The organism is Hymenobacter cavernae (genome assembly GCF_014641455.1).
In the GTDB taxonomy this organism is placed as follows: domain Bacteria; phylum Bacteroidota; class Bacteroidia; order Cytophagales; family Hymenobacteraceae; genus Hymenobacter; species Hymenobacter cavernae.
In genome coordinates, this window is the sequence record NZ_BMHT01000004.1 from 610024 (window position 1) to 623008 (window position 12985).

The 12985-nt window shown below is 55.3% G+C and carries 12 protein-coding genes; 5 read left to right on the top strand and 7 right to left on the bottom strand.

Annotation, left to right across the window (positions count from 1 at the left end):
- Positions 1-76 precede the first annotated feature (76 nt).
- Positions 77-940 (top strand): DUF5677 domain-containing protein, encoded by an 864-nt coding sequence (locus IEX74_RS13500; protein WP_188814503.1) that lies wholly within the window; start codon positions 77-79, stop codon positions 938-940.
- A gap of 29 nt (positions 941-969) precedes the next feature.
- Here IEX74_RS13500 and IEX74_RS13505 read toward each other — a convergent pair whose 3' ends face one another.
- Positions 970-2697 (bottom strand): tetratricopeptide repeat protein, encoded by a 1728-nt coding sequence (locus tag IEX74_RS13505; protein ID WP_188814504.1) that lies wholly within the window; start codon positions 2695-2697, stop codon positions 970-972.
- Positions 2698-2946: 249 nt separating this feature from the next.
- Here IEX74_RS13505 and IEX74_RS13510 point away from each other — a divergent pair, with 249 nt between their 5' ends.
- Entirely contained in the window at positions 2947-3165 is a 219-nt protein-coding gene (locus IEX74_RS13510; RefSeq protein ID WP_188814505.1) for a PspC domain-containing protein, read from the top strand.
- A 6-nt stretch (positions 3166-3171) separates the two neighbouring features.
- Here IEX74_RS13510 and IEX74_RS13515 read toward each other — a convergent pair whose 3' ends face one another.
- From IEX74_RS13515 to IEX74_RS13530, 4 genes are all read right to left on the bottom strand, one after another.
- The gene (locus IEX74_RS13515) at positions 3172-4239 is read right to left on the bottom strand and encodes a glycosyltransferase family 2 protein (RefSeq protein WP_308421124.1); all 1068 of its coding nucleotides are present in this window, start codon (positions 4237-4239) and stop codon (positions 3172-3174) included.
- Positions 4240-4249: 10 nt separating this feature from the next.
- Positions 4250-4579, bottom strand: coding sequence for a YbaB/EbfC family nucleoid-associated protein (locus IEX74_RS13520; protein ID WP_188814507.1), 330 nt, complete (start codon positions 4577-4579; stop codon positions 4250-4252).
- Between the two features lie 268 nt (positions 4580-4847).
- Positions 4848-5402: a hypothetical protein gene (locus IEX74_RS13525; protein WP_229755282.1), complete on the bottom strand. Its 555-nt coding sequence runs from the start codon at positions 5400-5402 to the stop codon at positions 4848-4850.
- A 12-nt stretch (positions 5403-5414) separates the two neighbouring features.
- Positions 5415-6572: a zinc-dependent alcohol dehydrogenase gene (locus IEX74_RS13530; protein ID WP_188814508.1), complete on the bottom strand. Its 1158-nt coding sequence runs from the start codon at positions 6570-6572 to the stop codon at positions 5415-5417.
- Positions 6573-7181: 609 nt separating this feature from the next.
- Between IEX74_RS13530 and gnd the strand changes: the two genes are divergently transcribed.
- From gnd to pgl, 3 genes are all read left to right on the top strand, one after another.
- A complete protein-coding gene (gnd, locus tag IEX74_RS13535; RefSeq protein WP_188814509.1) occupies positions 7182-8684 on the top strand; it encodes an NADP-dependent phosphogluconate dehydrogenase in 1503 nt (500 codons plus the stop codon).
- Positions 8685-8841: 157 nt separating this feature from the next.
- Complete coding sequence (zwf, locus tag IEX74_RS13540; protein WP_188814510.1) at positions 8842-10356, top strand: glucose-6-phosphate dehydrogenase; 1515 nt, start codon at positions 8842-8844, stop codon at positions 10354-10356.
- Entirely contained in the window at positions 10343-11098 is a 756-nt protein-coding gene (gene pgl / locus IEX74_RS13545) for a 6-phosphogluconolactonase (RefSeq protein ID WP_229755283.1), read from the top strand. The genes zwf and pgl overlap by 14 nt, the downstream gene beginning before the upstream one ends.
- 577 nt (positions 11099-11675) lie before the next feature.
- On the opposite strand, the gene IEX74_RS23575 is transcribed toward pgl, so the two are convergent.
- Complete coding sequence (locus tag IEX74_RS23575; protein WP_444542871.1) at positions 11676-12020, bottom strand: immunity protein Imm33 domain-containing protein; 345 nt, start codon at positions 12018-12020, stop codon at positions 11676-11678.
- A gap of 88 nt (positions 12021-12108) precedes the next feature.
- Positions 12109-12852 (bottom strand): ribose-5-phosphate isomerase RpiA, encoded by a 744-nt coding sequence (gene rpiA / locus IEX74_RS13550; RefSeq protein WP_188814511.1) that lies wholly within the window; start codon positions 12850-12852, stop codon positions 12109-12111.
- Between the last annotated feature and the right edge of the window lie 133 nt (positions 12853-12985).

Here is a 12985-nt window from a genome sequence, read left to right on the forward strand (position 1 = left end):
ATAAATCTGTCGGAGTTGGAGTCATCTGGTTTCGCACATTGAGTATCTTGCTTCATTACTGGTATAAATACTCTCTATGAATGCCTCTGAAATTTCGCAGCTAAAAAAAGAAGTAATTAAACGTGCTGTATCTGAGTTCAAGGAGTCACAAGGGACTATATATGATATGATGTGTGACAGTGAGGTGTATTTTAAGCTAGGACCTCTAATTGATTTTATTATCAGCAGAGCAATTAGAGTTAACCAACTCACCAAGCAAGGAAGCATTGAAGATGCTGAGATATTGTTTAGATCGATGCTGGAAGGCTTTATGAAACTCCTGTACATCATCACTGCAGAAACTGATGATGAATATAAAGAGCGCGTGAAAGAGTACTATATTATCCTAGGTGATATAGAAAGGTTAAGATCATCCGACAAGTACAAAGTGTTAGTAGAGGCAAAAATCAATAACGAATTAGATCCTTATTCTAAGCTGATCCTGACTTTAGAGGAAGAAGAAGCTCTGAAGCAAAAGGAGAGTTGGTCAAACCGGAAGTATAGACAACAAGTCAAAGCTAAGTGGTCTTACAGTGAGCTAAGTAAGTATTTGGCTGACAGCTTGAAGGGAGGTGTTTTTGTACCTCTAGTGTTATTAGACCACTATTACAAACACGCAAGCCATATAGCTCACGCCGATCAGACTATTTTTAAGAATAAGTGGATGGAGCCGTTCATTGGTAACGAATTCAAAAGATTAACTAATTTAGGTTATACAATTAAGTTACTGAGAATAGTTAATGAGTTAATATTTTGGATAGGATTAGAGCTAGCTAAGTTCGTTAGGAATGAACCTGTTTATGATATTATATTTAATCGCTATACCAATTACAAGAAAGATATTATTGTTACTCATAATTACGTAGCGACTATAGCTATGAATGGAGGAAGGAATTCCTAATTCATACAAAGTAATTCAGAAACTTCACCCTACCGCAGCGCCTCCAAAAACGTCTTGCTACGCGCATAATCCTGAAACTCCAGGTCCTCCACGGCGCGATTAGCGTAGCCCCTATCTAGCTGCACGGCGTGGCGGAGTTGCTGACCTAGCACCGTTTCGTTTTTGGCGCGGGCTGCTACCACGGCTTGGCAATAATAAGCCAGTGCATCGTTGGGCTTCAGTAAAGAGGCTTCGTAGTAGAGCACCGTGGCGCCGCCGTGGTCACCTTTCAGCAGGTGGACCAGCGCCCGATTCATCAGGTTCTGGTAGGTTTTGTTGCTGTAGCTGAGGCTGCCGAGCGCATCATCTAGCTGGCCGATTTCAATTTCCAGAGCGGCTTTATCGGCGAATACTTTGTAGAGCATCGGGCGCGAGCCACCTAGCTTGATGGCGTAGTCGTAGCTCTGGAGGGCTTCGAGCCGGTCGCCAGCGCGGTGGTAGGCGCTGGCGGCGCGGTAGAACACGGCGGCGGTAGGGTTGCGGTGCGCGGCCAGGATGAAGTTGGTGGCGGCGCGGCGCAGGTAGGCCCGTTCTACTTTCGGGTTCACCTCCTTTTCGGAGCGCAGCTGCAACACGACTCCTAGGTTGTAGTACGCCTCCCAGCGGCCGGTCGTGGCCACCGAGGTTTCGTAGATGCGCTGCTTTTCGGCTAGTAGCGGCGTGAGCTGGGCCGAGTAGCGCAGCTCCTCCGGCGTGAGGGCATCGGCTTCCATCTGCTTCTCAACGATCTTCTTGGAGAGCAGATAAATCTCGGAATCATAGCGCTTGGGCGCGGTGTACCGCACGGCCACCGTGCCAAAGCGCATCACGGGGTAGATGTACTGCTCCAGGTAATCGTAGAAGGAGAGGGTGTGCAGGCGCCGCTCTTTCTCGGCAAAGCTCCCCGGCGTGTCGTTGATGATGTAGAGCACCGAATCAACTTGCTCGGGCTTCAGAGCAGAAGCCTGCACCTTGTTCAGAAACAGATCCCAGCGGCGGTGATAGGCTACCGTTTCAAACTTGATGCTGCGGACCGAGTTCTGGTACGAGTAGTTGTCGACGCGCTTTTTGTAGTAGCGCAGCAGGGTCTGCACGCGCTTGTCGGCCAGGCGCGGGTCGCGCATGTCGAGCGAGTCGGGCGAGTGGCCGGCTATCACCATCACCTTTTCCGTGTGCTGGTTGGCATCAATAAAATCTTCCAGCGCTGCCACGTTGGTACCTAGGTAGTTACGAATGGCCGCCTGCCCGGCATCGAAGAAAAACGGCAGCACGCGGGTGCCGCTCATGTTGTTGCTGACGCTGCCCGCCACAATCTGAATGGCCGTATCCTGGCGCACGACCAGGCGCCCGGTCGTCACGATGCCGCGGGCCAGGGTGATTTCCGGCGCCCGCCGGCGGGTGCTTTCGTCACCTAGCTTGTACACTTCCGGTGTGGCCACGAGCAAGCCGGGGTTTTTAACCGGGACGTAGGGAAAAGAAAATTGCTTGGTGATAACCAGCTGATTCTTCTGCTCGGGGTCGTACACGTACTCGCCGGAGATGAAGGCGATGCGCCCCACGGTATCTTCGCGCAGGCCGTTGTCGTAGCGGTAGCGCAGGTTGAGCCGATAGGCTTTGCCGCTCTGTAAGTGTTTGACGGGCACGCGCGCCGTGACTTCAAACAGCACGTTTTCGCCGTTGCTATCCAGCACCGAGGGCTGTACGCTGACCTGACGGCCGCCTTCCGCAACCTTCAGCATACGAGGCAACGTACAACTGGTAAGCGTACTTGTAGCTAGCAAAACCAGCGCGAACGGCAACCGGCACAAAACACTTTTCATAAGGGAAATACGGGCGGAATGCGGCGCAGAATATCGGGATAACAAACGCAAAGCTGCGGCTTCTGCGGGGAAATTACGTTGATTTTCTGCGGATGTGCTTGTAAGCTGCTCGGTTTGGCGTTATTTTAAGGTGCTTTAGCTGAGCTAATTGACTAGAAAGGAGAAATTATGAAACGTATAACTGATTTCATTGAGAAGCAGAGTTTTGGAGTCTGCAACGCTCTGGGAAACCGGTTGGGTTTCTCCACTAGCAGCGTACGGCTATCTTTTATTTACGCCTCTTTTTTTACGTTTGGCTCGCCGGTGGTGCTGTACTTCGCGCTGGCGTTCTGGCTGAACGTGCGCCGCGCCATGCGCCGGCAGCGCAGCACTGTCTGGGATTTGTAACAGCTGCTAGCTGGTGGCTGTTAGCTGATAGCTTTTTTGCTCCGGGCCTGGCTGAATACCTAGGTCCGTGAACGTGCGCTTGCCCTGCACAAAGTACGCCCACACGAGGCTACCCTGATACGTGCCGGGCCGCTCCGCCAGGCGCAACCTAGGTTGGGTTTCCTGGCGGCGGCGCTTCCAATACGACCGGTTTTTCAGAAAGTCGCGGTGGGCGCGCAGAATGGCCCGCGCATCTGCCGTAGCGCCTTGGGTCAGAAAACGCACCGCGGCCACCCAATCCAGTAACACGCGGGTAATCAGTACGCTACCTAGCTCCGCCTGCGGCAGGTTTTTGTATACCAAAGCTAGCCCATTGCGGAAGTTCAGGTAGGTTTTGCGCGGGTTCGACTTGTGCAGCGTCCCGCCCCCAACGTGGTACACCGTGCTGCCGCCGTGATACCAGACCTCGTAGCCCGCATTCCAAAGGCGCCAGCACAGGTCAATTTCTTCCATGTGGGCAAAAAACTCCTTCTCTAAGCCGCTCATGGCGTGCCAGGCCGCGGCGCGCACCACCATGCAGGCGCCGGTGGCCCAGGCCACGGGTCGCGCATCGTCGTACTGACCAGTGTCGGTTTCGAGCGTATCGAAGAGGCGGCCGCGGCAGAACGGGTACCCTAGCTTATCGAGGTAGCCGCCGCCCGCGCCGGCGTACTCAAACTGCGTTTGCGCAGCGTAAGCCCGGATTTTGGGCTGGCAAGCAGCTAGCTTTGGGCGCTCCGCGAAAAGGGCGCGAATCGGTCGCAGCCAGCCAGGCGTCACGGCTACGTCGGAGTTGAGCAGCACATAGTAGTCGGCCGCTATCTGGCGCAGTGCCTGGTTGTAGCCTTCGCAAAAACCTAGGTTGCTGGCGTGCTGAATCAGCTCGACGGCTGGAAACTCGCGGCGCAGCACCCCCACCGAGTCATCGGTAGAAGCGTTGTCGGCGACGATAACGCGGGCACCGTCGGCGTAAGCCAGCACGGAAGGCAGGAACTGCCGCAGCAGCTCCTGGCCGTTCCAATTCATAATGACAATGGCAACATCGGTGCAGTCCACCGCTTGCGCGCTAGAGGCCAAAGTTGCCTAGGTCGAGGCCGGGCAGGTTGGGCATGAGGCCGGCGGTTTTGCTTTTCAACGCCTCGCGGGCTTGTTCGCCGGCGTCCTCAATGGCTTTGTTTACGGCCGCTACCACGAGGTCAGCTAGCATGTCACGGTCCGTGAGCAGCGACTCGTCGATTTCCAGCTTCAGCAGGCGCCGCTCGCCGTTGGCCGTAGCCTTCACCAGCCCGCCTCCCGACTCGGCCGTAGCCGTAATATATTGCATCTCACTCTGGGCCTGCTTCATTTTCTCCTGAAGCTCTTTCACTTTGCCCATCATCCCCATCATGTCAAACATAAGCTTATAATATAGGCTTCCAGCGTGTGGAAGCGGTTTTTGAAAGAAGGTTGCTACAACACTGAGCCGTAAAACCGGCGCAGACGCAATAGCCGTGGCAATTTACGTAAAGCACGCGCATTAGGCGGTTGGCTTTTTAGCTGTTAGCTATTGGCTGTTCACTCGTGCTCAAAACAGCTGACAGCTAACAGCCAGCAGCTAATAGCTAAAAAGCAACGCCCAACAAAACCTAGGTTCTGTTGGGCGTTGCTGTCGGCGTTAGCAAAGACTACTCGTACGGGAAGTGCGAGGGGCGGCCGCCTCTCGACCGGTACTTGTCTTTTTTGCTGGACTTATCCTTGTCTTTGGACGTGAGCAGCAGGACGGCACCGGTGGTCACAGCGGCAATGGTTGCCATTTTAACTACGAAAGCCGTGCGGTTGTATTTCCACTCTACAGGGTAGCCTTTCTCGGCGAAGATGTTGGGCACTTTGCCGTGCACCAAGTCACTGAGCACGCCTTCCACCACGTTCACGCGGTCGGCGAGCAGCAGCGGCAGCCAGTGCCCGTAGTGCGACTCGCTGTATTTGAAGGCGTAGCGCCGGATCATGCCGCTCAGCCCACTCGGCGGCGACGACTCGCCGAAAACCGAGGATATGTGGTCGCGCTCAATAGACTTTAGCAGCTCAATGTCAACTGGTTGCTGCGAAGGGCGCTGTTTGCTGTTGGGGTCCTGCGTTACGTTCAGGCGCGGCTCGCGCATGGGGTAGGTAGGGTCGTTCTCGGGGTTTGCATCGATGCCCCAACCCGGCAGTTTCTGAGGATCTATCACGGTATTTTCCATGGTCAGTGGGCGTTAGATGTTAGCGGATGGGGAAATCAGGATGGGCTTGATGCAGTTGTTCAGCTTGGCCGAGAACATGCGGTAGCCGTCGGCCACGTCTTCCAGCGGAATGCGGTGCGTAATCAGGGCTTTCGGGTTGATGATGCCGTTCTGTACGTGGTCAATCAACCTAGGTAGCAGACGCTTCACCGACGCTTGGTTAGCCCTGATGGTCAGGCCTTTGTTCAGCACGTTGCCGATTGGTACGAGGTTATCCGTGGGGCCATACACGCCTACAATCGACACCACGCCGCCTTTCTTCACTGAGTTGATAGCCCAGTGCAGCGCCGTGGTCGAGCCGGCCTGAATCAATAGTTTGCGGCCGGTAATGGTCTGCATGGCGTTGCCGGCGGCTTCCGCACCTACGGCATCAATCACGCAGTCGGCACCCATAAAGTCGGTGATTTTCTTGATGAACACCACCGGGTCGTCCATGTCCTTCTCGAAGTTGTAGGCTTCGCAGTTGGCGTAGTTTTTCGCGAATTCGAGGCGATAGTCTTCCTTATCAATAATAATGACGCGGCCGGCGCCAAACAGCCAGCAGCACCGCGCCGCCATAATGCCCACCGGACCCGCACCGAACACCACCACCGTGTCGCCGGGCTGAATGCCGGCCATTTCGGCAGCTTGATAACCCGTTGGAACTACGTCGGTTAGCAGCACGGCATCATCGGGGTCCATGCCTTCCGGGATTACCGTTGGGCCGACGTTGGCGTATGGTACGCGGGCATATTCTGCCTGGCCGCCATTGTAGCCGCCAGCAGTGTGCGAATAGCCAAAGATGCCGCCTACAGCACTGGCTTGTGTGTTCGATTCGTGGCAGTTACCAAACATGCCCTGCTTACAGAAGTGGCATTCGCCGCAGGCTACGTTGAAAGGAACCAGCACATGGTCGCCAACTTTTACCTTGGTCACGTCCGGGCCGACTTCCACGACAACGCCCGTGAACTCGTGCCCGAAGGTCATGCCCACGCGCGTATCGGGCACGTTGCCGTTATATAAGTGCAGGTCGGAGCCGCAGATGCAGCTGCGGGTAACCCGTACAATGGCATCCTGCGGATGCTTGATTTCGGGCATTGGTTTCTGGCTGGCACGAACCCGTTTCGGGCCGCGGTATTCCATTGCTAGCATAGCTTCTTGGTTTGGAGTGGTGAGGTGGGGAACTTGAGTCTGTAGCGAGGCGCTTCGTACGAGAATCTCAGGGACTCTACATGCCGAAAAACTCCACTTTGGAACTAAGGAGTACTGTCATCGGCACAGGCAAGGTTACGGATGCCCGTTTAATTGCGGGTAAATACGTATTTAAACCTTATAACATCCGTAAAAATGCGGATAACAGGCGGCGCGGTCTGCCAACCTAGGTCTGCTGGTGTGCTTTACGGCGGCGGCGAAAAGGCGCTGAAAATGAGATTGTACCTAGGTGTAATTGCCTTGTGAGGTCCTGCGGTGCTAATCTAAAGCAGAAGGATAGTGCTTAGCTACCTGAAAAAACCTAGCTTGGCGCCGCCGACAAAAGCCTAACCTATCGGTTATTTGTTAAGCCTGGCGCAGAGCGGCCAAAAGGGCTTAGCTGCCAGAAAGCGCCTACAGCCTAGAGGCTGATTGCGGCCTGGCAACATCCGGCCGCGCCAGATTCCGTACACGAAAGCCGGGGCGCGGCCCGACGCACGTTCATGCACGCTTCAGGTCACCTACTTTCCTTCCCTGACAAGAAAGTTTAACACGAAAACCATATCACTAATGAGCGAAACGCCAACTAAGTACGCGTTCGGCATGATTGGCCTGGGCACCATGGGCCGCAACCTGCTGTTGAACATGGCCGACCACAATTTTGCCGTGGCCGGCTATGATAAAGATGCCAGCAAGATTGACCTGCTCGGCAAAGAAGGGCAAGGCAAGCCCGTCGAAGGTTTCACCAACCTCTCCGATTTCATTGCCAGCCTCGAAACGCCGCGCGCCATTATGATGCTGGTGCCCGCCGGCAAAATCGTGGATAGTGTAATTGACGAGCTGACGCCGCTGCTCGACAAAGGCGACATGATTATCGACGGCGGCAACTCGTACTTCCTGGACACCACCCGCCGCGACGCCGAGCTGGAAGCCAAAGGCTTTCACTTCTTCGGCATGGGCATTTCAGGTGGGGAAGAAGGCGCCCGCTTCGGCCCCAGCATGATGCCCGGCGGCGACAAAGAAGCGTATCAGAAGATGAAGCCCGTGCTGGAAGCCGTAGCAGCCAAAGTGGACGGTGAGCCGTGCGTAACATACATCGGGCCAGGCGCTTCGGGGCACTTCGTGAAGATGGTGCACAACGGCATCGAGTACGGCATCATGCAGCTGCTGGCCGAAACCTACGACATTCTGAAGAACGGCCTGGGTATGGACAACCAGGCCATCCAGCAGCTGTTCACGAAGTGGAACGAAGGCCGGCTGCAATCTTTTCTGGTTGATATCACCAAGGATATTTTTGCCTTCATAGCGCCCAACACCGACCACCTGCTGCTCGACGACATCAAGGACGAGGCCCGCGCCAAAGGCACCGGCAAATGGACCTCGCAAGTGGCCATGGACCTGCAAACGCCCCTAGGTACCGTCGACACGGCCGTCTCGATGCGCGACATGTCGAAGTACAAGGCGCTGCGCGTGCAAATGGAAGGCCTGTACGGTCCGCGCCCAAACCTAGGTTCCGCCAACAAAGAGCAGGTGCTGGAACAGCTGGAGCAGGCGTTCTACTTCAGCATGATCATCAGCTATGCCCAAGGCATGCACATGCTGGCCAACGCTTCGGTGGAGTATAAGTACGAGTTGAACCTAGCCGAAATTGCCAAGATCTGGCGGGGAGGATGCATCATCCGCTCGAAGTTCCTGAACGATATCTACAACGCCTTCAAGCACCAGCCCGACCTAGCCCACCTGCTGCTCGACGCTGAAGTGCAGAAGCAGATTCAGGAGTCGGTGGTGGGAACCCGGGCGCTGCTCGCCCAAACGGTGGCGGCTGGCCTCGCTACGCCGGCCTATGCGGCTTCGCTCAGCTACTTTGAGGCCCTGCGCACCGGCCGGATGCCGTCCAATCTCATCCAGGCCCAGCGCGACTACTTCGGGGCACATACTTACGAGCTGATCGGCCACGAAGGCGTGTTCCACACGCAATGGGCACCCGACCACGAAGATGCTGCTAATAAACAGGATACACACGAAGGCGAAGGCTACGTGAAGCACGAAGAGCCTGTTATTCCGAACAAGTAGGTTTTTTTTAGCTGGTAGCTGCTGGCTGTTAGCTGGTAGCTTTTCTCAAACAAGAGCTAACAGCCAGCAGCTACCAGCTAAAAAACCAACTCATCATCCAAAAGCCAACAGCTAGCAGCCAACAGCTAACAGCTTAATTAATACCTTCTCACTTCGCATGAGTACGCACGATAAAATCCAGCCCACCGTCTTCGTCATCTTCGGCGGCACCGGCGATTTGAACGCCCGCAAGCTGGCGCCGGCTTTGTATAATCTGTATCTGGAGGGCTGGCTGCCCGAGCAATTTTCCATCATCGGCACGGGCCGCTCGAAGCTTTCGGATGGGGAGTTTCGGGAGAAGCTGCTAAACGACATCAACCAGTTTTCGCGCACCGGCAAGGTCGCGCCGGAGAAGTGGGACGTGTTCTGCCAACATCTTTACTATCAGGTGGCCGACGTGAACAACGCCGATACCTACAAGGAGTTTGGCAACCGCATTCAGCAGCACGAAAGTGAGTGGAAGACCAAGGCCAATGTCATTTATTACCTGGCGGTGGCGCCCAATTTCTTCCCGATTATCGCCGAGAACATTGCCAAGAGCAAGCTAGGTGCCGCCGCCGACCGCGTGCGGATTGTGGTGGAGAAGCCCATCGGGCACGACCTGAAATCGGCGCAGGAGCTGAACCAGTTGCTCATGCGCCTCTTCGAAGAGCGCCAGATCTACCGCATCGACCACTACCTAGGTAAGGAGACAGTGCAGAACATCATGGCGTTCCGCTTCGCTAACTCGCTGCTGGAGCCGCTCTGGAACCGCAACTACATCGACCACGTGCAGATTTCGGTTACCGAGCAGCTCGGTGTGGGCGACCGGGCCGGCTACTACGACGGTTCCGGCGCCCTGCGTGATATGATTCAGAACCACTTGCTGCAACTGCTGTGCCTCGTGGCGATGGAGCCGCCCATCAACTTCAACGCCGACGAAGTGCGCAACCGCAAAGTGGACGTGCTGCGCGCCATGCGCCGCTTTTCGCCCGAAGATGTGCGCCTTTCCACCGTGCGCGGGCAGTACGCTTCGGGCTGGATTGAGGGCAAAGAAGTGCCCGGCTACCGGCAGGAGCGCGACGCCAACCCCGATTCGAATACCGAAACCTTCGCCGCGGTGAAGTTTTTCGTGGACAACTGGCGCTGGCAGGGCGTACCGTTTTACCTGCGCACCGGCAAGCGCATGCACCAGTCGTCGTCGGTTATTACCATTCAGTTTAAGGACGTGCCGCACTCCGTCTTTCCGGCCGAATCGGCGGAAGGCGGGCACCAGAACAGGCTCATTATCAGTATTCAGCCTGAGATGAGCATCCGTTTGCAGATGCAAGCCAAGCGCCCCGGTCTGGAAATGATTCTGAACACGGTGGATATGGTGTTCGACTACAAAGGCACCTACACCACCCAGGCCCCTGAGGCGTACGAAACGCTGCTGCTCGACACTATGCTTGGTGACCAAACCTTGTTCATGCGGGGCGACCAGGTGGAAGCCGCCTGGGACCTGATCATGCCGATCCTGAATACCTGGCAGAACCGCAAGAGCCTGAACTTCCCGAACTACTCCGCCGATTCGTGGGGGCCGGAGTCGGCCGAAGCCCTCATTGCCCGCGATGGTTTCCACTGGTTTACGCTCCCGCTCAATGGAAAAAAATAAGCCCGGCATCAAGCTCAACGTCTTCACGACGCCCGACGAGGTGTTACAGCACCTCGCCGACTACTTCGTGTACCTGGCGAACCAAAACATCGAAGTCAGGGGCCGGTTTGCCGTGGCGCTTTCGGGCGGCAACTCCCCCAAGAAGCTCTACGAGCTGCTCGCTTCTGACGCCTACAAAGGTCAGGTAGACTGGGATAAAGTGGATTTCTTCTTCGGCGATGAGCGCTACGTGCCGCAAACTGCGCCGGAGAGTAACTACCTAATGGCGAAGCTAGCGCTGTTCGAGCCGTTGCAGATCCCATCAACGCACGTATTTGCTGTCGATACGGAGCTGGAACCGGCGCAGGCTGCCCTAGCCTACGCGACCAACATTCAGTCGTACTTCAACGGCTTGCCGGCTAGGTTCGATCTGGTATTACTCGGCCTGGGTGACAACGCGCACACGGCGTCCTTGTTTCCGCACACGCCCGTGCTGCACGAGCAGGCCTCCACGGTGAAGGAGGCGTTCTTGCCCGAGCAGCAAGTGTACCGCATCACCCTCACGGCCCCGCTGATTAATCAGGCGCAAGCTGTGGCATTCCTGGTTTATGGCCAAGACAAAGCCCTGGCCGTGCAGCAGATTCTGGAAGCCGACCGCGACATTGAGCAGTACCCGGCCCAGCTGATTGCCCCGAAAGAAGGCGACCTGCAATGGTTCCTGGATAGCGCCGCTGCTTCGGAGCTAAGCGAAGTGATGAGCTAGGACTGCTAGTTTTAATCATTGTCATCCTGACGCAGGAAGGACCTTATTCCCCTAGGACGAATTGTTGTTCTGGTGGAGTAAGGTCCTTTCTGCGTCGAGATGAGAGCTAGGTACTAAGTAGGAATAAAAAAGAAGTTATATGTAATCATAATGGCTATGTATACTTGTGCTAAAGCTTGTGATTTTTAGAAAGCCAATAGCTGAGCCCGTATGCGGCTAGGGCACTCCCTATTGGAGCAGTGCATACTAGGAGATTAATAAAGTGTCTATCAACATATATAAGGTAATTCACCCGTAAGTCCCCACACCAAGAAGGTAGCGAGCAGATAAACGGTGACTATTAATGCTTTTTTAGCATAAAGTGCCTGCCTTAATCAAGAGAACCGCTAATAGAAAGAGAATTGACTTGTAGGAAGACAGTTTCTAAGATTTCTTCTCCATGCGCGAAAGCTCCTATAGGAAGGAGCAAGAGTAGCAACAGAAGGAGACCTTTGCGAGCGGTCATACTAGTGACGGAGTAGCGTCTAGAAGTTTCTGGTTAACGCACGAAGCATCACTGGTCGATATAAAAGTTACTTTAGCTAAGAATGCCGGGATCGTACCAAACGTCCATATATGCCTCTTCCGGTACAAGCAGAAAGCGCCAGCCAGGCCCCAGTCCTAAATAGCGGTGTAACTGTGGTTCCCACTTGTCTAAGTGCACCACATGTACTGGCTGAAAGAAGTCCTCGGCGGCAGAATACTCTCCAGCCCAGATGTACCAGCCCGTTGTATCGCCTTCAGGCACATACCGTATCCCATGAATGGGTCTTGCACCTTCTCGGACGCTTGTAGAGAGCCCAACTTTCAAATGTTCCTCAATAGGTAGGTAGTCTGCGCCATACGCTTGGCATAGGGCCCGTTGTGCTTCAGTCTGATTCATTCTGTCTGTTTCAGCTTGATTTCTGGCCGAGACTTGCTTTTGTGAAGAAGTTTCAAAGTAGATAAAAAGCAGAAATCGTTAGTCCTACCTAGGGCAAATCAACAAAATTGCTGGCTAGCGCGGGCGCTTGGCCGGCGCGGATTACCTGTACTTCCTGGCCATTGGCAATGAGTGCCGCTTTAGCTAGGTCGATGAACAAGCCCTGCTCCACGATGCCCGGAATATTTTGCAGCTGATGCGCCAGACGCTCAGGATCGGGAATGACTTCAAAATGGCAGTCGACCAGTAGATTGTTCTGGTCGGAGCGGTACAGCTGATTCGGGTCGGCTTTTGCGGTGCGTACCATAGGCGCGCCACCTAGCTTTTCCACGGCATCCATTACCCACGGCAGCGCAAACGGCACCACTTCCAGCGGTAGCGGAAAGCGACCTAGCTGCGGCACCAGCTTGGTGGAGTCGGCAATGACCAGGAAGTACTCCGAAGCCGTTTCCAGTAGCTTTTCGCGCAGCAAAGCGCCGCCGCCACCTTTGATGAGCCGTAGCTGCGCGTCCAGTTCATCGGCTCCATCCACGGCTAAGTCGAAGCGCAGGCCACGGCGGGGCTCCACCAGCGGAATGCCCACCTGCCGGGCCAGGTTCTCGCTGGCCAGCGACGTGGCCGTGCCCTGCACGCGCAGCTGCCCGGCTTGCACAGCCTCCCCGAGTAGCGTAATAAAGGCGGCTGATGTGCTGCCACTGCCCAGGCTCAGGAGCATCCCATCGCGCACCCAACGGAGGGCGGCGGCGGCGGCGTGACGCTTTTCTGAGGCGAGCTGGCTTGGGTCTGGAGTCATGGCGTGGTGCTTTAATGAGGGCGAAAATGATAGCGAGTTGAGGCCGGCAATATTAGCGAATGTGCCTCATACCACATCCGTATGGCGCAGTGCCAAGAGTTTTTCCTCCGTACACAGCCGAGTGCTTGCGCAG

What these genes read in the sequence shown, in the direction of transcription:
- IEX74_RS13500 (WP_188814503.1), top strand. Translation starts at nt 77, where the DNA reads ATGAATGCCTCTGAAATTTCGCAGCTAAAAAAAGAAGTAATTAAACGT.
- IEX74_RS13505 (WP_188814504.1), bottom strand. Translation starts at nt 2,697, where the DNA reads ATGCTGAAGGTTGCGGAAGGCGGCCGTCAGGTCAGCGTACAGCCCTCG.
- IEX74_RS13510 (WP_188814505.1), top strand. Translation starts at nt 2,947, where the DNA reads ATGAAACGTATAACTGATTTCATTGAGAAGCAGAGTTTTGGAGTCTGC.
- IEX74_RS13520 (WP_188814507.1), bottom strand. Translation starts at nt 4,579, where the DNA reads ATGTTTGACATGATGGGGATGATGGGCAAAGTGAAAGAGCTTCAGGAG.
- IEX74_RS13525 (WP_229755282.1), bottom strand. Translation starts at nt 5,402, where the DNA reads ATGGAAAATACCGTGATAGATCCTCAGAAACTGCCGGGTTGGGGCATC.
- IEX74_RS13530 (WP_188814508.1), bottom strand. Translation starts at nt 6,572, where the DNA reads ATGCTAGCAATGGAATACCGCGGCCCGAAACGGGTTCGTGCCAGCCAG.
- gnd (WP_188814509.1), top strand. Translation starts at nt 7,182, where the DNA reads ATGAGCGAAACGCCAACTAAGTACGCGTTCGGCATGATTGGCCTGGGC.
- zwf (WP_188814510.1), top strand. Translation starts at nt 8,842, where the DNA reads ATGAGTACGCACGATAAAATCCAGCCCACCGTCTTCGTCATCTTCGGC.
- pgl (WP_229755283.1), top strand. Translation starts at nt 10,343, where the DNA reads ATGGAAAAAAATAAGCCCGGCATCAAGCTCAACGTCTTCACGACGCCC.
- IEX74_RS23575 (WP_444542871.1), bottom strand. Translation starts at nt 12,020, where the DNA reads ATGAATCAGACTGAAGCACAACGGGCCCTATGCCAAGCGTATGGCGCA.
- rpiA (WP_188814511.1), bottom strand. Translation starts at nt 12,852, where the DNA reads ATGACTCCAGACCCAAGCCAGCTCGCCTCAGAAAAGCGTCACGCCGCC.